Origin of the sequence: Paucimonas lemoignei, from assembly GCF_004342585.1 — a bacterium.
GTDB lineage: Bacteria > Pseudomonadota > Gammaproteobacteria > Burkholderiales > Burkholderiaceae_D > Paucimonas > Paucimonas lemoignei.
Map to the genome: position 1 here is coordinate 186,126 of NZ_SLZQ01000002.1, position 17,838 is coordinate 203,963.

17 protein-coding genes are annotated in these 17,838 nt (G+C 58.5%); 9 read left to right on the forward strand and 8 right to left on the reverse strand.

The genetic code is table 11. The annotated features are described in order from the left end of the window. Positions 1 to 5: 5 nt before the first annotated feature. Positions 6 to 827 carry a dioxygenase family protein gene (locus EDC30_RS04070; RefSeq protein ID WP_132257512.1) on the reverse strand — a complete coding sequence of 274 codons (822 nt, stop codon included), beginning with the start codon at positions 825 to 827 and terminating at the stop codon, positions 6 to 8. Positions 828 to 980: 153 nt separating this feature from the next. On the opposite strand from EDC30_RS04070, the gene EDC30_RS04075 reads away from it, so the two are divergent. Beyond that, the gene (locus EDC30_RS04075; RefSeq protein ID WP_132257513.1) at positions 981 to 1,913 is read left to right on the forward strand and encodes a LysR family transcriptional regulator; all 933 of its coding nucleotides are present in this window, start codon (positions 981 to 983) and stop codon (positions 1,911 to 1,913) included. On the opposite strand, the gene EDC30_RS04080 is transcribed toward EDC30_RS04075, so the two are convergent. The 3 genes from EDC30_RS04080 to EDC30_RS04090 form a co-directional block, all read right to left on the reverse strand. Next, on the reverse strand, positions 1,873 to 2,400 hold the full coding sequence (locus tag EDC30_RS04080; RefSeq protein WP_132257514.1) for a M15 family metallopeptidase: 528 nt from the start codon (positions 2,398 to 2,400) through the stop codon (positions 1,873 to 1,875). The genes EDC30_RS04075 and EDC30_RS04080 overlap by 41 nt on opposite strands. A gap of 28 nt (positions 2,401 to 2,428) precedes the next feature. Further along, entirely contained in the window at positions 2,429 to 2,704 is a 276-nt protein-coding gene (locus EDC30_RS04085) for a hypothetical protein (RefSeq protein ID WP_132257515.1), read from the reverse strand. A gap of 370 nt (positions 2,705 to 3,074) precedes the next feature. Then, positions 3,075 to 3,530 (reverse strand): Hsp20 family protein, encoded by a 456-nt coding sequence (locus tag EDC30_RS04090; RefSeq protein WP_132257516.1) that lies wholly within the window; start codon positions 3,528 to 3,530, stop codon positions 3,075 to 3,077. Between the two features lie 202 nt (positions 3,531 to 3,732). Here EDC30_RS04090 and EDC30_RS04095 point away from each other — a divergent pair, with 202 nt between their 5' ends. Then, entirely contained in the window at positions 3,733 to 4,398 is a 666-nt protein-coding gene (locus EDC30_RS04095; RefSeq protein WP_243656646.1) for a tRNA-uridine aminocarboxypropyltransferase, read from the forward strand. A 31-nt stretch (positions 4,399 to 4,429) separates the two neighbouring features. Here the strand turns inward: EDC30_RS04095 and EDC30_RS04100 are convergent, their stop codons facing one another. After that, entirely contained in the window at positions 4,430 to 7,480 is a 3,051-nt protein-coding gene (locus EDC30_RS04100; protein WP_132257517.1) for a bifunctional diguanylate cyclase/phosphodiesterase, read from the reverse strand. A gap of 90 nt (positions 7,481 to 7,570) precedes the next feature. Between EDC30_RS04100 and EDC30_RS04105 the strand changes: the two genes are divergently transcribed. After that, the gene (locus tag EDC30_RS04105) at positions 7,571 to 7,840 is read left to right on the forward strand and encodes a hypothetical protein (protein WP_132257518.1); all 270 of its coding nucleotides are present in this window, start codon (positions 7,571 to 7,573) and stop codon (positions 7,838 to 7,840) included. Between the two features lie 10 nt (positions 7,841 to 7,850). On the opposite strand, the gene EDC30_RS04110 is transcribed toward EDC30_RS04105, so the two are convergent. From EDC30_RS04110 to EDC30_RS04120, 3 genes are all read right to left on the reverse strand, one after another. Then, a complete protein-coding gene (locus tag EDC30_RS04110; protein WP_132257519.1) occupies positions 7,851 to 8,753 on the reverse strand; it encodes a recombination-associated protein RdgC in 903 nt (300 codons plus the stop codon). Between the two features lie 202 nt (positions 8,754 to 8,955). Next, positions 8,956 to 9,876 carry a serine hydrolase gene (locus EDC30_RS04115; RefSeq protein ID WP_132257520.1) on the reverse strand — a complete coding sequence of 307 codons (921 nt, stop codon included), beginning with the start codon at positions 9,874 to 9,876 and terminating at the stop codon, positions 8,956 to 8,958. 333 nt (positions 9,877 to 10,209) lie between these two features. Continuing rightward, a complete protein-coding gene (locus EDC30_RS04120) occupies positions 10,210 to 10,494 on the reverse strand; it encodes a hypothetical protein (RefSeq protein ID WP_132257521.1) in 285 nt (94 codons plus the stop codon). Between the two features lie 245 nt (positions 10,495 to 10,739). On the opposite strand from EDC30_RS04120, the gene EDC30_RS04125 reads away from it, so the two are divergent. From EDC30_RS04125 to EDC30_RS04150, 6 genes are all read left to right on the forward strand, one after another. Further along, complete coding sequence (locus tag EDC30_RS04125) at positions 10,740 to 12,872, forward strand: PAS domain-containing sensor histidine kinase (protein WP_132257522.1); 2,133 nt, start codon at positions 10,740 to 10,742, stop codon at positions 12,870 to 12,872. Continuing rightward, positions 12,869 to 13,501 carry a response regulator gene (locus EDC30_RS04130; RefSeq protein WP_132257523.1) on the forward strand — a complete coding sequence of 211 codons (633 nt, stop codon included), beginning with the start codon at positions 12,869 to 12,871 and terminating at the stop codon, positions 13,499 to 13,501. Before EDC30_RS04125 ends, EDC30_RS04130 begins: the two co-directional genes overlap by 4 nt. Before the next feature lie 275 nt (positions 13,502 to 13,776). Further along, positions 13,777 to 14,250, forward strand: coding sequence for a chemotaxis protein CheW (locus EDC30_RS04135; RefSeq protein ID WP_132257524.1), 474 nt, complete (start codon positions 13,777 to 13,779; stop codon positions 14,248 to 14,250). Positions 14,251 to 14,269: 19 nt separating this feature from the next. After that, positions 14,270 to 15,547, forward strand: a complete 1,278-nt coding sequence (locus EDC30_RS04140) for a CheR family methyltransferase (RefSeq protein WP_165973718.1) — start codon at positions 14,270 to 14,272, stop codon at positions 15,545 to 15,547. Continuing rightward, positions 15,544 to 16,182, forward strand: coding sequence for a chemotaxis protein CheW (locus EDC30_RS04145; RefSeq protein WP_132257526.1), 639 nt, complete (start codon positions 15,544 to 15,546; stop codon positions 16,180 to 16,182). The genes EDC30_RS04140 and EDC30_RS04145 overlap by 4 nt, the downstream gene beginning before the upstream one ends. Before the next feature lie 18 nt (positions 16,183 to 16,200). Beyond that, positions 16,201 to 17,835 carry a methyl-accepting chemotaxis protein gene (locus EDC30_RS04150; RefSeq protein ID WP_132257527.1) on the forward strand — a complete coding sequence of 545 codons (1,635 nt, stop codon included), beginning with the start codon at positions 16,201 to 16,203 and terminating at the stop codon, positions 17,833 to 17,835. The last annotated feature ends 3 nt before the right edge of the window (positions 17,836 to 17,838 follow it).

Here is a 17,838-nt window from a genome sequence, read left to right on the forward strand (position 1 = left end):
TCGGATTACCCGAATGCGTAGGCATCCATGGCCAGGATGCCGTACTCATTGCTGCTGTGAAGCCGCTCGACCTTGGCGCCGGCGCCGCCCGCACCCATCGCCGCATACAGCGGCATGAGATGCTCATCGGTGGGATGATTGCGCGTCGCGTAAGGCGCTTGCTGGCGGTAGTCGAGCAAGGCATCCCTGTCACCGTTTTGCAACTTCTCGGCCATCCAGTCACTGAACTTCGTGACCCATTCCTGCGCCGGCTCGTCGATCTCCTGCCCGCGGAATTCGTACAGGTTATGCGTCAGCGAGCCTGAGCCAATCACCAGCACGCCCTGATCGCGCAGTGGGGCCAGCGCCCACCCCAGGCGCTCGTGCTGAGCGGCAGTGGCGCCGCGTATCACCGAGACCTGCAAGGTCGGAATGTCGGCTGCCGGATACATCAGGTACAGCGGTACCCAGGCGCCATGATCGAGGCCGCGCGTGGTGCTGCGGCTGACGGCAAATCCCGCTTCTTCCAGCAAGGCCGCAGCGTGTTCGCCGACTTGCGGCGCGCCCGGCGCCGGATACTGAATGTCAAACAAGGTTCGCGGAAAGCCGCCGAAGTCATGAATGGTGGCCGGCTGCTGGGCCAGGCTGACTGCCGCGCCGCCGATCGATTCCCAGTGCGCGGACACGACCACGATGGCGGCAGGCCGCGGCAGGGATTTGCCGAGTTCCTGCAGGAATTTGTGCGCCGGGCTGTCGACCAGGGCGAGCATCGGCGAGCCATGCGAGATGAACAATGCCGGCAAGCGGCTTGGCGTGCCACTCGATGTGAAAGTCGATACTTGGGACATGGCGATCTCCTGATGGGTCATTCAAGTTTAGGCGATGGACGGGAATCCGCATTGCATGACCCACGTCGCATCAGCGTATGCATCCACTATAACCGTATTGAATTTCAGGATAAATATGGATTAGTATGACTTTTTGTTTCGATGATTGAGACAATGGATAAATTCCAGGAAATGCAGTCGTTTGTCGCAGTGGTCAATGCCGGCAGCTTCGTCAAGGCAGCTGACGCGCTCGATACCTCTAAGGCGGCGGTGTCGCGCCATGTGGCCGAGCTGGAGCAGCGCATCGGCGCCCGCTTGTTGAACCGCACTACGCGCAAGCTGTCGCTGACCGATGATGGCCAGGCGTTTTATGAACGATGCGTGGAAATTCTCGAAGCCTTGGATGATGCGGAAGCCGACCTGAGCGCGCGCAGCGGCGAGGCAAGCGGGCGGCTGCGTGTCAGCGCGCCGGTTACATTCGGTATCCGCTATCTCGCGCCTCTGTGGGGGAAATTCCTCGCGCAGCATCCGCGCGTGACGCTGGATATCGCTTTGTCGGACCGTACCGTCGATCTGGTGGAGGAAGGCTACGACATGGCGATTCGCATCGCCACCACGCCGCATCCTTCTCTGATCGGCCGCAAGCTGGCGGTCAGCCGCGCGGTCTTGTGCGCGTCGCCCGCCTATCTGAAAAAACATGGCGAACCGCGCCATCCGCATGAACTGAGCGGGCATGACGTGATTTCCTATTCCTACTGGTCTGCGGGTAACGAATGGCCATTCGACGGGCCGCAAGGTCCGGTGAAGGTGACCGTGCGCTCGCGCCTGTATGCCAACAGCGGCGATACCTGCCGCGCGGCGGCGCTGGAGCACCAGGGCATCATCCTGCAGCCGGACTTTCTGGTATGGGAAGATTTGCGCACCGGGCGCTTGAAGGAATTGATGCCGCAATACCGCTCGGCGGAACTGGGCATTTACGTGGTGTACGCGTCAAGAAAGCAATTGCCGCTGAAGCTGCGCTACCTGATCGATTTTCTGGCGGCGTCGTTTCGCCAGCCGGCCTGGCTTACGCCTGACGGAAAAACCAGTGCCAGGGTTCGTAAATGAACCCCAGCGCATTATTGCGCGGATAGGAGAGGGTAAAGCCGAAACGGCCGGCATGCTGGCATAACCAGGCGAAGGCCTCGGTGCCGTCGAACTCTTCTTCGGTCGGCTCGCAGCCGGGCGTATTGATATCGATGGCGCAGCCGCTGTGATGTTCGCTGTACCCTGGCGGCGCGCTCAGGGTGAGGATGGTGTCGAGGTCCAGTCCCTTTTCCAGTTTGTTGCGAATGATGCCGACCTGCCGCTCGATGCTGCGGAAGGCCGACACCAGTTCGATCGCAATGCCATCGTCACGCGCGGCCAGCTTCATCTCCTGCCAGGCTTGCGCGGCGGCTGGGATCAACAGGTGCTCGTTGCCCCGCGCATCGGTTTCCGCGACAACCAGCGTGGCGGCTTCGGCATGAAAGGGCAAGCCTTTGGCGACGATGATCTCATCGGTGATGCCGAGAGCGGCAAGCTCTTGCCTGATTCTGTCGAAACCGTTACTCATGCGCGTGACGAATGAATTGGCTTTGTGCTTACAGGACTGCGCGCAGCATGTCCGGCGCGCCGTTGGCTTCAGCGTCGCCTTGCGCCTGTTCGATGGCGCCGGCATTGGCCGCCACTTTCAGCGGCGAGACCTGCTTCAGGCGCACCCGGCGGCTGAAGGCGGTAATGAAAGCCGCATATTCATCCGAGCAGGGATGAATGCCCAGGCTGGCTGCCTTGGCTTTGCCGTTTTCCATGGTGTCACCCAGATCATAGGCAAAATCGCCCATGTCCCAGGCTGAATCATGCTTATGTGCCAATGTCATTCGCATCTTTGTTTCTCACTTGCTAAGTTACTCGACTAATCAATTTCAAGGAAAACGATTTTCCACAACGCAATCAACTTTAGCCTGCTTACGCAGGCCTATCAAGAGGCACACGGCAGCGAAACGGAAAATATTTTCGATTCGCTACAAGCCGCGCCAGTCTTGTTATCCAGCCGATAATGCATGGCGGATAAGTCAATGCCACTTCGTCATTGTTATGGAAAACATGTGATGAAAAATTAATCAAGGCGTCGCGGCTTGGCGAGCTGGCAAGCGCTTGTTTACTCCATAATGCGCCTGTTCGCTTCATAGAAAAAGCGCCCGGTCAAAACCGGGCGCTTTCTGCTGCCATTCGAGCAATGTGAAATGATTACGCAGCCTGCTGTTGTTCCAGCACCTTCACATTGTCGTTGCCGCCGATGGCGACCTTGCGAGGTTTCATGGCTTCCGGGATCTCGCGTACCAGTTCGATATTCAGCAAGCCATTGTCGAGCTGTGCGCTGACCACTTTGACATGGTCGGCCAGCTGGAAGCGCTGTTCGAAATCGCGCGCCGCGATGCCGCGATGCAGGTAGGTGCGCTGGTTTTCATCCTTTTGCTTGCGGCCGATAATGGTCAGGTTGTCGCGCTCGGTTTCGATATCCAGCTCGGAACGGTCGAAGCCGGCGACAGCCATGGTAATCCGATAACGGTCTTCAGCCACCAGCTCGATGTTATACGGTGGGTAGCTGGGCATATCGGTGCGCTGCGCCTGGTCGAACAATTGGGCCAGACGGTCGAAACCGATTGCGGAACGGTAAAGCGGAGAAAAGTCGTAAGTACGCATAGTAATATCCTCGTCAATAAGCGATATGGTCGTGAGCCTTGCCGGCTCGCCTGGCGGACCTCCATTGAGCATCCGCTGATCCTGAAATAGGATCGATACATGCCGATTTCAAGATCTTGAAATTCGGCTTGAGCGACCCTACCTACCAACCTTTTGGCTGCCGCTGAAGCCGGCGCATCGGATAGAAAGAAAGGCTCAACCCGTGAGTGAACCTGTCTCCGCCAGACGCGAGATGTGCCCGCGCTGCCTGCGAGCGCAGAGCGCCTGCATTTGCCGCTGGATTGCGCCGGTCGCTTCTGAGGTCGAAGTGCTGATCCTGCAGCATCCGCTGGAAGTCGCCAATGCAAAGGGCAGCGCGCGCCTGCTGCATTTTTGTCTGCCGCACAGTCGTCTCGTAGTCGGCGAGACCTTCGCCGAGGCGGAGCTGCGCGCCTTGCTGCACGCGCCTTGGGAGCCAACGGCGGCAAGCGACCCCCGCAAAGAGGTCCGCCCGCTGCTGCTGTATCCGGAATTGCCTGGAACGCTTGCGCAAAGCGCGGGTGCTATGCACGCGGGCGACGTGGCAACCGAAGAGCCATCGGCATCGCAGGCGCGGCCGCGCCTGGTGGTGCTGGACGCTACCTGGCGCAAGAGCTGCAAGATGCTGCACCAGAATTCCCTGCTGCATGCGCTGCCGCGACTGGCGCTTGCCGACCTGCCGCCAACGCGCTACCTGGTGCGCAAGGCACATTTGCCGCATCAGCTATCGACGCTGGAAGCGACGTGCCAGGCATTAATGCGTCTTGAAAAAGACCCGCAAAAATTCCAGCCCTTGCTGCAGGCGTTCGACGGATTCATTGGCCAGCAGCTGAGCTTTCGTCCGGCCTGACGTTCATGCGGCACAGAGCAAGCCATGCGATTCAGATCGCGAAGACCTGCTCTCTGGCCAGAAACTCGCGAAATTCCCGTGCTGGCAGGGGGTGACTGAAATAATAACCCTGGCCTTCCTCGCAGCCGTGCGCCACCAGGAACTGCAGCTGTTCGCGCGTTTCCACGCCTTCCGCCACGACCGAGCGTTTCAGACTATGCACCAGGGCCAGCACGGCATGGGTGATGGCCACATCTTCGCTATCGTTGGGCAAGTCCTTGATGAAGGAGCGATCGACCTTGACGCTATCGACCGGCAGGCGCTTGAGATAGGCCAGCGATGAATAGCCGGTGCCGAAGTCATCCACCGACAGCCGGATGCCCAGGGATCGCAACTGGAGCAGCATGCTCATCAACTTTTCCGCATTTTCCATCACCATGGTCTCGGTGATTTCCAGCTCCAGGATATTCGGGCTGAGGCCTGCATCCCGCAACATGCGGCTGACCTTGCTGCAAAAGCTTTCATCGGTAAACTGGCTGTACGTGAGGTTGACCGCGATCCTCACGGCAGGAAGACCGCGCCGTTGCCAGTCGCGGCAATGACGGCAGGTTTCCGCGATCGCCCACATGCCGATTTCATCGATGATGCCCATTTCCTCGGCAATGGAAATGAAATGGTAGGGCAATAGCAGGCCGAATTCCGGATGGTTCCAGCGGATCAACGCCTCGGCTCCGCTGATGCGCCCGCTCTGCAGATCCACCTTGGGCTGGAAATACAATTCCATCTCGTGCCGCTCAAGCGCGCGCCGCAGCGCCGCTTCCAGACGATAGCGCTGCAGGCTCTGGGCTGCCATCGCCGCCGAGTAAAAGCGGATGCGCCCGCGGCCTTCGGATTTGGCACGGTACATGGCGATGTCCGCATTCTGGATCAGCGTTTCGACTTGCTTGCCATCCGCCGGATACGTGCTGATGCCGATGGATGCGCCAATCGAAAACTCCTTGCCGCCGACCTGGAATGGATGCTCGACCGCGCTCAAGACCTTTTGCGCCACCGATGGCACATGGAGAGGCGTGGCCGGCGCTTCGATCAGAATCAGGAATTCGTCGCCGCCGGTGCGCGCGACCGTGTCGCTGTCGCGCAAGCAATGGCGTAGTCGCTGCGCGAATTCGAGCAAGACTTGGTCGCCGGCGCCGTGACCCGACGTGTCGTTAATCACTTTGAAACGGTCGAGGTCGACAAACAGCACCGCGAGCGACTTGCCGCTGCGATGGGCCTGGGCAATCGCGTGTTCCAGGCGCTCCTTGAACAGCAGCCGGTTCGCCAGCCCGGTCAGGGGATCATGGTGGGCCAGGTGATAGATCTGCTGCTCGACCCGCTTGCGTTCGGAAATGTCGCGCACGACCAGCAGCGTATCCTGGCTGCGATGGGCGCTGAATGGCGTCGCCGCCAGATCGAATTCAATTTGACTGCCATCGCGGCGCTCGATTTTTCCTTCGGCCGACACCACCGGCTCATGCCGCGCCACCCGTTCCAGCGCTTCTGCCACGGTTTTCCTGTCGGCATGGCAAACCAGGTCGGTGAAATGCAGCCCATTCAACTGCGTGATGGTAGGCGCGCCCAGCAGTTTCAGCCCGGCGCTATTGGCAAAGGTGATGCGGCCGCCGCTCAGAAGGAAAATACCGTTCGGCGACAATTCGACGACCTTGCGGTACAGCTCTTCGGCCTCGCGCAGGCTCGCTTCCAGGGCATTGGCTTCGGTGACGTCGTGGGCCGTGCCATACAGCTTCACCGGCCGGCCGCTATCGTCCGTTGTCACTGCTCCCTGGCAGCGCAAATAGCGTCTCTCGCCAGTGGGCCGTTGTACATGATGTTCATAGGCGAATGCATGCCGGCTCAACAATGCATCCTGAACGATCCGATCGATCAGATGGCGCTCGTCCTGTGGAATATACTCAAGATACTGCTGATAAGTGAGCACCTCTTCGGCATCGTCCGGCACACCATAGATTCTTATCATCTCCTTGGAAAGGATAAGATGATCGTTGATGGGGTCCCATTCCCAGCTACCCATATGAGCCAGACGCTGCGCTTCTTCGAGCTGCGTTTCCCTGTCGCGCAAGGCTTGCTGGATCGCCTCGCGTTTGGCGATATCGTCTTTCAAGGCTTCGACAGCCTGATTCAGTTGATGGGTCCGCTGTGAAATCTGCTGTTCCAATTCATCATGCAACTTTCGCAGTTCCCGGGTCGCACGGTGTCGCTCATCAATGGTCACGGTCAATGCCAATGCCGTTGCACCAATCACGCTGACGAAGACTTGTAATAGGAGAAGGTTATTGGGCAAGCTTGAAAAAGGACTATTGCCGTAAATGACGCCAAGTGAGGCAATGATGACCAGCGCAGCATTGGCCAGGATGACTTCTTTTTGCGAATAGCGAAAAGCCAGCCAGACGAGCAGGGGCAGGAAGATGAACAGCAATGGCACCCGGGCGGTGCCAAACACGATGCCGGCGCATATAAGCAATGCCAGGGCAAACGCCGTGATTTCCAGCGCTTTTTGCGTGTTCCAGCTTACGGACGAAGCTTCGCGCCAGACAAGGAATACCGGGGAAAATACCGTGATTCCGCTTAAGTCTCCCAGAAACCAGACAAAAACATCCAGCAGGAATTGGTCTTCCGCGATCTGATTTTCTGCCAGAAAAATGGCCGGTCCCACCAGGCCGCCTATCGCCGCGCCAATTGCGGCAATGCCGATAAACCGGAACACGTCTTTAACGCTGAGGAAATTGCTGCGCACGTTGGTATGCCGCTTGATCAGGAATGCCGCGACCAGCGTTTCCAGCATGTTGCCAACACCAATCAGCAATGCCGGGACCGGAGTGACGCCTGTGGTAAGAAGGTACAAAGCCGTCCCGACCAGAGGAACCGGCAACATTCCATATCCATACTTCATCGTCATGGCCACGGCCAGGCCTGCCGCCGGCCATATCGCGCTGGTATTGCTGGGATTAATGGATAACGATAAGGAAATTTCGGCGAGAAGAACGTAGACGACAATGGCCAGGCCAAGCCTGGCGATCATTGGTAGAGAGATGGGATTCTTCACTTTCGGGAGCGAGCAAATGTTTCCGCATGAAGGAAGCTTCCTGCACAGACGGGTGCCGCTGCAACTTATAAGCAGGTTAGAGTCGCGGCAGTGGAAAAGATCGCCGGATTGATGCCGATCATTTGCGCTGGCATGAATTTGGTTGAGTTAGATCGCAAGCCTGACCCGCAAATGGGTCGGGAAGAATATGCCGCAAAGCAGCGAGGACAGGTTCACATTGCTCATGCGAACCGGAAGGCATGCTCTCGGTGCGGCAATGGCTTGGCGGGGAGCGGAAGAGAATGCGGCGAGCGAATGATGCAGGAATCAATCGCTCGCGCAGGCCGCGAGAAGGATGCGGCCTCAGGAATTATTGTTTGATCTGGCGATGTCAGGCTTCGGGCGCAATGCCGCCCAGCGCCGCTACCAGGCTGGTCAGCAAGCCATCCAGCTCGCCCGTCATCAGGGCGAAATCCGAATCGAAGCGTTCATCGTCATCCATGGCATTGTTGCCGCTGTTTTCCTTTAATACATCCAGTGCCGCCACGCGCTTGACGGCCAGCGTATCGGTCAGCACGAACGACACCTTGTCGTTCCAGGTCAGCGCCAGCTTGGTGCAGCGCTTGCCAGCCTTGATGTGACGGCGGATGTCATCGGCTTCCAGCGTGTGTTTCACATAGCGCACGGTGGACTTGTTCTCGCCGGTGGACGTCAGCTCGGTGTCCTGGTCGACGGTAAAGCCGGCCGGCGCTTCATCCAGTTCGAGCCAGTTCGTCATCGCTTCGCCGGGCGAGCGCGCCACGCGCAATGACGTCACCGGCAGGGTGGGAATCGAGCGCAGCAGCCACTTGAAGACATCGTCGGTCTTGGCCGGGCTGGACGCATCGACCACCATCCAGCCATGCACCGGATCGATCCAGACATGGGTATTGCTGCTGACGGCAAAAGCGCGCGGCAGCAATTCATCGGTGACCTGTTCCTTGACTTCCTTCCTTTGCTTCTTGCCCGGTTTGTAGCCTTGCTGTTCTTCGATCTCGGCCAGCTTCACCTTGGTGAACTGGTTGATCACCGAGGCGGGCAGCAGTTTTTTCTCGGTGCCGAAGCGCAGCAGCATCTGCTTGTTCACGGTATGCACCAGGCCGCCATTCTCGCGCGGCGGCAGCCAGCCCTGGCTTTGCATGTCCGAGCTGCCGCAAGGCTGGAAGCCCTGCTTGGCCAGCAGGTCATCCAGTTCTTCGGCGCCGATGGTCCACGGCGAGGTCAATTGAAAGATTTGCAGATTTTTGAACCACATGTCCTGTCCTGTCGTTAGCGGAAAGGCCGGTGCGAAAACGGGAAGCGCCGGCAACAAAAGCAAGCCGGGCAGGATAACGGAAAATGCCTGAAGGTAAAAGTCTTGACAAGGATTTCCGGCGACTCTGCCGGCGGAGTAGAGGGGAGCAAGCGGCGTTCAGGCAAAATAGGCGCCTGACACCGCTTGCCGCCGCTTAGGCTGTTCAGACGCGGCGTTGCTTGGCAGTGCGCTTGTCCGCCATCTTGGTGGTGGCGCCATGTGCTTTGCGCTTGACGCGGTGGCGCGTCGAGACTTTGGCCGGCGCCGGCGCTTGCGCCGCCACGGTCATGGCGGTCGGACGGCCTTCCAGGTGACGCAGGACGTTTTCCGCATCCGCCATGCGGGCAAGGCTGTCGCGGGCATTCAATAGCACCACGACGACATTCTTGCCGGCGGCTTTCATGCGCATGATCAGGCAGCGGCCGGCTTCACGCGTAAAGCCGGTTTTCGATAACTGAATATCCCAGTCCGGCTTGCCCACCAGGCGATTGGTATTGCGGAAGTGAACCAGGCGGCCATTCATGTCCACCTCGTCTTCCGTGTTGGTCGTCAGGCGCACGATTTCCGGATAGTGCGAAGCGGCGGTTGCCATTTTGACCAGGTCGGCGGCGGTCGAGCGGTTATGCGGCGACAGGCCGGTCGGTTCTTCGATCACCGTGCTGCGCATGTCCAGCGACCTGATCTTGTGCTGTACGGCGGCCAGGAAGGCGGTGCGTCCGCCGGGATAGGTGCGGGCCAGGGCGGCGGCGGCGCGATTGTCGGATGACATCAGGGCCAGTTGCAACACGGTCTGGCGCGGCAAGACAGCGCCGACGGGCACGCGCGACGAGCTATGCTTGACAGTATCGACATCGGATTCTTCGATATCGATTGATTCATTCAAGTCCTGTCTGGCATCCAGCACCACCATGGCTGTCATCAGCTTGGTGAGCGACGCGATGGACACGACTGCATTGGGGTCTTTCTCCAGCAAGACCTTGCCGCTGCCTTCTTCATACACGATCGCATGCTGTGAATGAAAAGGCAAAGCAAAGGCAGCAGAGGCGGACGACAAAAAGAGGGCAAGAATGGTTTTCTTTAACATGATCCGGCAAAAACGAAAATTGACGCGCAGCACGTATCTTACCGCTTTAACGCTGAGCAACAATGCAGGATCAACAGTGTTTTTTTAGAGAAATCAAAAAATGTTGTTTCAAGCGCGCATGCGATTGGCGCGAGGAAAATTTTTCTTATCTCTTGGGAAACTTAAATTGGGAATTTCTAATGAAATTGGCTGTGCCGATTGAACATGGCAATGTGCTGGTGCGGTTCAGGATCGCAGGCTAATTGAATTTTATGGTGGACATAGCGGGAAGCAGAGGAACCGGTATGGGCAAGCGTGGCGAACCTTGCAACGCTTGCCCGAAGCTGGAGTCGATCAGTACGCTTCGTAGACTTCCTCGCGCCGTTCAAACAAAGGATGTGCATTTGAATGGTCGATGGCCCTGCGGCGCGGATGGTCGCCGGCGGTGAAAAGACTCAGCGGCGCGCGCCGTTCTTGAGCATGATCGGAGTAGCGCCGTGCGCGCCGGGGAGCAGTGCGCATGGCGGACCAGCATGCGTACATTGCCAAGCCGGCAACCAAACCGAACAAGGCAGGCTTATTGACGAGGGCACGACGCGTCTCCTTTACCGGTGCCAGCATCTTGCGATCAAGATCCATAGTGAGTAAATCCTTTTATGACGGTGTTGATTGGTAGCTCAAGCTTTACATAGAAGCGGGCGCTTGGCATGGATGTCGAATTATTTCCTTGATGCCGATATAAAAGTCTGACCAGAAGACGCTATTGTTTTGTCTATCTTGTTTAAGCAAGTCACAATATCTGCACTTACTTCAGATGCATTGATGGGGGGCGTTATCAGAGGTTTAATAAAAGCAATTCCCCAGAATTGACGGCAAATTGTGAAATGAATATCTTTAAAGAAAATATAGCAGCCGATCCGAGTTTGCATTTTCTCCAGGGCGAAGGGGAAATGCGCAAACGCATCCGTGAGTTTGACTGGTCCAAGACCGAGCTCGGCGAGCCGTCAAGCTGGCCGGACAGTCTCAAGTCGGCTGTCGCCATCATGCTCGATTGCGGCGGCCCTGCCTATATCGCGTGGGGGCCGCACTGTATCCAGATGTACAACGATGCCTATATTTCAGCCCTTGGCAAGCGCAAGCACCCTGAAGCGCTTGGCATCAAGACTTCCGAAACTTGGGCGGAAATTTGGGATTTCATCGAGCCCTTGTTCACGAGCGTAAAGGAAACCGGGCGTCCGGTTGCGATGGCCAACAAGATAATGCTCATGCAGCGCCATGACTATCTGGAAGAGAGTTACTTCAATTTTTCCTATAACCCGCTGGCTGACGAAACCGGCCAGGTGCGCGGAGTACTCGTCCTCTGCTGGGAAACCACGGCGGAATTCGTCAGCTATCGGCGGGCCAATGTCATGCGCATGCTGGCGCAAGGCTTGTCCGATGCCACGAACATGCACGATATCCGTATCGCCTTTGAGAATACCGTGCTGGATAATCCACGCGACTTGCCGTTCGGGCTCTGGTACGAGATACGCGAAGACCGCTCCGGCCTGGATCTCGTCGCTGCCGCGGGAATCAGGAAAGGCTCGCCGCTTTGCCCGGAATTCATCGATCTCAAGCCCGGCGGCTTCTACACTGGATTGCTGGACATGGCCAGTCCGGTGGCGCGCAGTTGCGCATTCGCGCCCATCCTTATTCACTGGGAACGCGGAACGATCCCGGATATCAATCCGCAGGTCATGATAATCAAGCCGTTTTGTTACTCCAGCTATCAGCGTCCCGACGGTTATCTGATCCTGGCGGTCAATCCCTTGCGCCCTAACGATGCGGTCCAGCAGGACTTTCTGCAAATGGTGCGGCTACACCTGGAAAACGCGGTGCGCCGGGTCCGGCAGTTCGAGCTGGAGCGGCGCGAGCAGGCGCACCAGTTCCATACCGTCATGTCGGCTTTGCCCTGCCTGGTATGGATGTCGGATGCGTCCATGACTTGCAATTTCGTCAGCGATACCTGGCGCGAATTCACCGGGTACCGCCTGGAGCAGGTGGACCAGCGCTGCTGGAAAGAGGTTTTTCATCCCGACGATGCGGGAGAGTTGGAGCGTTACCGGAATGCCTTTGCGCAGCGTGAGACAGTGACCCTCGAGTATCGGCTCCGGCATTTCAGCGGCGAATATCGCTGGATGCTCGACAAGGCCATGCCGCGCTACGGCATCCACGGCGAATTTGTCGGATACATCGGCACCTGTATCGACATTACGGACCGCAAGCTGTCCGAACAAAAGATTCTGTCTTCCCAGGCGGAGCTGCGCACGCTGTATGAAAGCCTGGAGACGGCGCGTGAAGAAGAGCGCTATGCGCTGGCGCGTGAAGTGCATGACCAGCTCGGCCAGATCCTGTCTGCCGCCAAGATCGATATCAAGTTGCTTGAGGAGGAACTCAAAGCGGCGGATGCGCCGTTTTCCCCCCAGGCCGTGGCGACTGAGCTGCGCTCGGCCAGTTCGACCATCGAGCAGGCGATTCAGGTGGTGCGGCGCCTGGCGACGGAACTGCGGCCGCCGGAGCTGGAAAGCCAGGGATTGTCTGTCGCTATACAATGGCATGCCAGCGACTTCGAGCGCAGGACGCGAATCCGTTGCCATTTGTCGCTCGAGGCGGACATGCCGCATCTGAATGAATCGACCGCGACTACGCTGTTTCGCATATTCCAGGAGGCGATGACCAATATACTGCGTCACGCCAACGCCAGCCAGGCATGGATCAGCCTCGGGTGCCGGGGCAATCGGGTGCAGCTGCGGGTGCGCGACAATGGCATCGGGATCGGCGCAAAGTACAGGCGCAGCAACCGGTCAATCGGCTTGAAAGGCATGCGCGAGCGCGCCGCCATTGCCGGCGGCCGACTGGTGGTGGGGTCAGTGCAGCCTTCCGGCACGCTGGTCTCGGTCAACGTGCCGCTGGTGGAAGAATCCGGTGGCGACGCTTTTGGCATGGCGCCGCTATTACATGTGGGAGACACACCATGACGGGAATCGTCATCGCGGACGATCATGAATTGATCCGCGAGGGAATCAAGAAAATCATTCGCTCGTCCAAGGGAATCCATATCGCGGGCGAGGCGGCCGATATCGAACAGACCCTGCGGCTGGCAGCAGCGCATGAGCCCGATATCATCGTGCTGGACATTAATCTGCCCGGCATCGACGGCCTGGAGGGGCTGGAATTGGTGCGCCAGCAATTCCCGGCGATTCCGGTGCTGATATTGAGCATGTATCCGGAAGAGCGCTATGCGGTGCGCGCCCTGAAAGCCGGCGCCTCGGGCTACATTACCAAGTCGATGGCCGCTGAAGAACTTCCCAAAGCCATCCAGAAGATCATTGACGGCGGCGTGTATGTCAGCCCGCAGTTGGCGGAGCTTCTGGCGAACGAGGCGCGTCATCCTTCACGTATGCTGCCGCATGAATGCCTCACCGAGCGCGAATTGCAAGTGGTGTCCATGCTGGCCTCTGGCATGCAGGTCAAGCAGATCGCCGCGCGACTTGCCATCAGCATCAGTTCCGTCAATACCTACCGTACACGGATTTTCCGCAAGACTGGCATGGTGTCCAACGCCGCGCTGATTCGCTATGCGATTGAACATCAGCTGGTGAGCTGATGTCGTAAGCCCATCTGATCGGCGTGTTGCAAATCTTGTCAGAACTTCGCGCCTGAACTTCTTACCTTTCCCGCCTCCCGGTTAGCGCTCGCTGTCGCAAAAAATGCGACAGCGATGCGTCAATTCCATGACATGTTCAGTCAGCAATTGATTGATATGACGTGCAGTCACAATCTTCTATAGTAACGATACTGGACATTAATGAACCCAGCTGTTTGAGGCTGATGACTATTACAAGAATAGCGCTTCCCCATTAAATGGCAGGGGAATGATCGATGAAAAAAACAATGGTCTTGGCTGAATTTGACTGTCAAGGGCACCGCTTCGCAGTGCCCGTGGAGTATGTTCGCCGCGTCGTTCCCAGCGCCCGGCTCGCGCCATTGCCCGGCGCGCCGGAAATTGTGCTGGGCATGCTCGACCTCGGCGACGAGACGGCCGTTATCGTCAATTTCTTCCAGCGCGTCGGCTTGCCGTTTACCGGCATCGGCCTGTCGCAGCAAGTGCTTTTGCTTGACATCACGGGCGCTTGCGTCGGGCTGATCGTCGACCGTGTGAACGGCGCGCGCGCGCATGAAGTGGATAGCCGCATCGAGGTCCCGGAGAAGTTCGCGGCAAGCGACTACATATCCTCAATCATCCGCACAGACGATGGCTTGTGCATTATCTGCGATCCTGAAAAATTCCTGCTCGATGACGAGAAGGTATGTATCGACGGCGCGCTAGCTCAACTTGACCATGCTGCCCACTGATCTCATACCGCTGGACAGCATGCTTGACCAATGCGCGGAAAAAATCGAAACGGAAACCGGGCTGGCTTTTTCAGGGCGCAAGAAGCGTGACTTGCGCCAGGCTGTGCGAAGAATCGCTGACGACGTCGGCGCGGAAAACGAAGCCGAATGCATCGAATGGCTGCTGCGCAGTCCTTGGGACAAGGCGAAATCCGATTTGTGCGCGCGCCATCTCACCATCGGGGAAACCTACTTCTTCCGCGAGACGAGAGCCTTTGAGCTGGTGCGCGACTATGCCAGGGAAAAAATGACGGCACTGGGCGCTCGGCATACCAGCTTGCGCATATGGAGCGCCGGATGCTGCTCCGGCGAGGAAGCGTATTCGATTGCCATGACGCTGCGGCAATCCGTGCCGCAAATACCAGCCAGTCAAATTTCCATTCTCGGGACGGATATCAACCCCGACTTCCTGCAAACTGCGCGAGCCGGCGTCTATCGCCGCTGGTCGTTCCGAAACACCGATTCGGCGCTGCAGGCAGCCTACTTTGCGCCGACCAGGGATGGGCAATACCGCCTGAACGATGAAATCGGGAACATGGTGCGATTCTCCGAATTAAACCTGGCGCTTCCGGCGTATCCCTCCATTGCCACGAATACCCAGGGGATGGACATTATTTTTTGCCGCAATGTCCTGATGTATTTTTCCAAGGCGCAGGCACGGCAGGTCATCCAGAGATTATGGCAATGCCTGGTCGATGGCGGCTGGCTGGTGGTCAGTCCCAGCGAGGCATCGGCGGAACTGTTCAAGGGATTCGACGGTGTGTATTACCCGGACGCGATTTTTTTCAGGAAGACGGCGCCTGCCGCCCTGCGTGCGACCAAGCGGCTCGGCTTGCCTGAACCCGGCCGGCACGATGACAAAATCCTGCTCATGCCGGCGCTGCGACAGCATGAAACGCATAAGGCGAAAACCCGCACCCCGACCCGCATTGTCCGGGAATCGGCTGAAGCGCCGGCTGCAGCCGAGGACTTCCATGCCAGGGCATTGACGGCGATGGAATCGGGCCGGCATGCCGAAGCCATGCAAAACCTCAAGCGCATGCTGTACCTGCAGCCGGATTCCGTCATGGCGCATTACCTGATGGGGATTACGCATTCCGCTCAGGGCGACCGTCACGCCGCAAACCGGCTGTTTGATGCGACATGCAAGCTGTTGAACAGCCTTGCGGATGACGAGATCGTGTCGCAATCCGATGGTCTTACCGCCGCATATTTGCGCGCGTCGGTGCGGGCATTCCGTGAAGCGGGGAATCGATGAAGTCCAGGCATACGCCCCGCAAGCAGGCAGCTGCAACGGACTGGGCCGACATCAACCGGCGCCTCGAACAAACCCGCATGGCAATCGAGGAGTTGGACGAACCGGGGCCGGAGAGGCAGCAGCAGATCCTGCGCGAACGTGCCGCCGTCCTGGCTAAAAGCGCAGACCGCGTCGCGGCGCCGGAGCAGCCGGGGCAGCACCTTGACGTGCTCGAATTCATGGTGGCAGGCGAACGGTATGCGTTCGAGACGGTGCACGTGGACCAGGTATATCCGATTACGCCGATTACCCCGATCCCGGGCGTGCCCGATTTCGTGGTGGGAATCATCATGGCGCAAGGCGAAGTGCTCTCGGTGATCGATTTGCGATTGCTGCTGGATTTGCCGATTTCCGGCCTGCTGGATCCAGTGTCGATCATTGCATTGAAAAGCGAGACGATGGAGTTCGGCATTCTGGCGGAACAGATTGTGGGAATCGAAAGCATGCCGCGGGATGCCATCGAAAGGAATATGCCGTCACTTGCGGACAAGGCCGGCACTTACCTGCAAGGCGTGAGCGCCAACCGCACTGCCGTTCTGGATGCTGCCCGGTTGCTGGCGGATCCCCGGCTGGCGATCGACGCCGGCCGACAATAAAAAATAAATGGAGGACAGATGAATTTTCTTTCGAATTACAGTACCCGCGCCAAGCTCTTGCTTGGTTTTGGCTTGATGATCGTGCTGCTGCTGGCGGTGAGCGCGACGGCTTACCGTAATGCCGAACAGTTGAAGCAATCCCAGGAAGTCTTGTTCCAGGAAGATCTGTCGGTTGCATTCAATTTGATGGCACTGCGTAACGCAATCAATCGTGAGCGCGTGGTGCTGCTGTCGCTGGCGTTGACCGAGCAATCCGGGCAAACCAGTTTGCTGCAACAGCTTGAGCGGGAAAGAACGCAGGTGCTGGAGATCCTGAAAAAACTGGAAAAGCACAGGGACACGGATGCCGCGTTTGCTTCGAAGCTGGACAGAATCCAGGCCCTGCGACAGGAGTTCGTCACCGTCCGGGATCGCGACGTCATGCCAGCCTTAAATAACGGCAAGCGCAACGAGGCCAGTGCCGCCATCATCGGCCCCTTGCAAACCCGGTTCCAGGCGCTCAGGGAGATTGCCGACGAAGCAGGCGAACAACAATTTGCCGAGGCTGAAAAGCGCATGCTGGCATCGGAAGCGGTCGTCAGCGACGCGCAAAAGGCATTGATCTTGGCGAACCTGATCGCGATTGCCCTCGGCTTGGGGCTGGTATTCTGGCTCGACCGCATCATCGCCAGGCCGCTGAAGGAAGTGACAGGAATGGCGCAACAGATCGCGACCGGCAATCTCAATGTCAGCATTCCAGCGGCAAACGGCAATGACGAAGTCGGCCAGCTGCTGCGGGCATTAGATGCCATGGTGGCGTCGTGGCGGCAGATGATAAGGGAGACGAATGCCGGCATCGCCACGCTGAGCGCGGCGGCAAGCGAAATCCTGGCCGGCACCACGCAGGTCGCCAGCGGCGTGTCCGAAACTGCCGCGGCCGTCAGCGAAACCACAGCGACCGTCGAGGAAGTCAAGCAAACCGCGCTGCTGGCCAGCCAGAAGGCGCGCACGGTATCGGATATGGCGCAGCGGGCCGCGCACACCGTGGAAACCGGGCGCAAGTCGATCGAGGGCGGCGTCGAGGGAATGGAAACCGTCCAGGAGCAGATGGAGTCGATCGCCGAGACCATCGTCAAGCTCAGCGACCGCAGCCAGGCCATCGCGGAAATCGTCGCGACGGTGGGCGGCCTGGCGGACCAGTCCAATCTGCTGGCAGTCAATGCGGCGATCGAAGCCGCCAAGGCGGGAGAACAGGGCAAGGGCTTCGCCGTCGTGGCGCAGGAGATCAGGGACCTGGCTGAGCAGTCCAGGCAGGCGACCCGGCAGGTTCGGCAAATTCTCGGCGAGATCCAGAAGGCGATCAGCGCCGCGGTCATGACGACCGAGCAGGGCGCCCGAGCAGTCGCCAGCGGCGTCGAGCAGGCTGCCGAAGCCGGCAATGCATTCAAGAGCCTCTCCGAAGGAATCGCCGATGCCGCGCAGGCGGCGGCGCAAATCGCTGCGACCAGCCAGCAGCAACTGGCCGGCATGGACCAGGTGGCGATGGCTATGGAAAACATCAAGCAGGTGAGCGTGGAGAACGCGGCCGGTTCCAGGCAGTCCGAAGCCTCGGCGCAAAATCTGCACGAGCTGGGACAAAAGCTCAAGGAAGTGAGCGAGCGCTTCAAGCTCTAATCG

Excerpts from the sequence above, each read along its gene's own strand:
- EDC30_RS04075 (WP_132257513.1), top strand. The coding sequence starts at position 981 with ATGGATAAATTCCAGGAAATGCAGTCGTTTGTCGCAGTGGTCAATGCC.
- EDC30_RS04135 (WP_132257524.1), top strand. The coding sequence starts at position 13,777 with ATGAAAAAAACAATGGTCTTGGCTGAATTTGACTGTCAAGGGCACCGC.
- EDC30_RS04120 (WP_132257521.1), bottom strand. The coding sequence starts at position 10,494 with ATGGATCTTGATCGCAAGATGCTGGCACCGGTAAAGGAGACGCGTCGT.
- EDC30_RS04080 (WP_132257514.1), bottom strand. The coding sequence starts at position 2,400 with ATGAGTAACGGTTTCGACAGAATCAGGCAAGAGCTTGCCGCTCTCGGC.
- EDC30_RS04115 (WP_132257520.1), bottom strand. The coding sequence starts at position 9,876 with ATGTTAAAGAAAACCATTCTTGCCCTCTTTTTGTCGTCCGCCTCTGCT.
- EDC30_RS04090 (WP_132257516.1), bottom strand. The coding sequence starts at position 3,530 with ATGCGTACTTACGACTTTTCTCCGCTTTACCGTTCCGCAATCGGTTTC.
- EDC30_RS04085 (WP_132257515.1), bottom strand. The coding sequence starts at position 2,704 with ATGACATTGGCACATAAGCATGATTCAGCCTGGGACATGGGCGATTTT.
- EDC30_RS04150 (WP_132257527.1), top strand. The coding sequence starts at position 16,201 with ATGAATTTTCTTTCGAATTACAGTACCCGCGCCAAGCTCTTGCTTGGT.
- EDC30_RS04130 (WP_132257523.1), top strand. The coding sequence starts at position 12,869 with ATGACGGGAATCGTCATCGCGGACGATCATGAATTGATCCGCGAGGGA.
- EDC30_RS04110 (WP_132257519.1), bottom strand. The coding sequence starts at position 8,753 with ATGTGGTTCAAAAATCTGCAAATCTTTCAATTGACCTCGCCGTGGACC.
- EDC30_RS04125 (WP_132257522.1), top strand. The coding sequence starts at position 10,740 with ATGAATATCTTTAAAGAAAATATAGCAGCCGATCCGAGTTTGCATTTT.
- EDC30_RS04140 (WP_165973718.1), top strand. The coding sequence starts at position 14,270 with ATGCTTGACCAATGCGCGGAAAAAATCGAAACGGAAACCGGGCTGGCT.
- EDC30_RS04145 (WP_132257526.1), top strand. The coding sequence starts at position 15,544 with ATGAAGTCCAGGCATACGCCCCGCAAGCAGGCAGCTGCAACGGACTGG.
- EDC30_RS04070 (WP_132257512.1), bottom strand. The coding sequence starts at position 827 with ATGTCCCAAGTATCGACTTTCACATCGAGTGGCACGCCAAGCCGCTTG.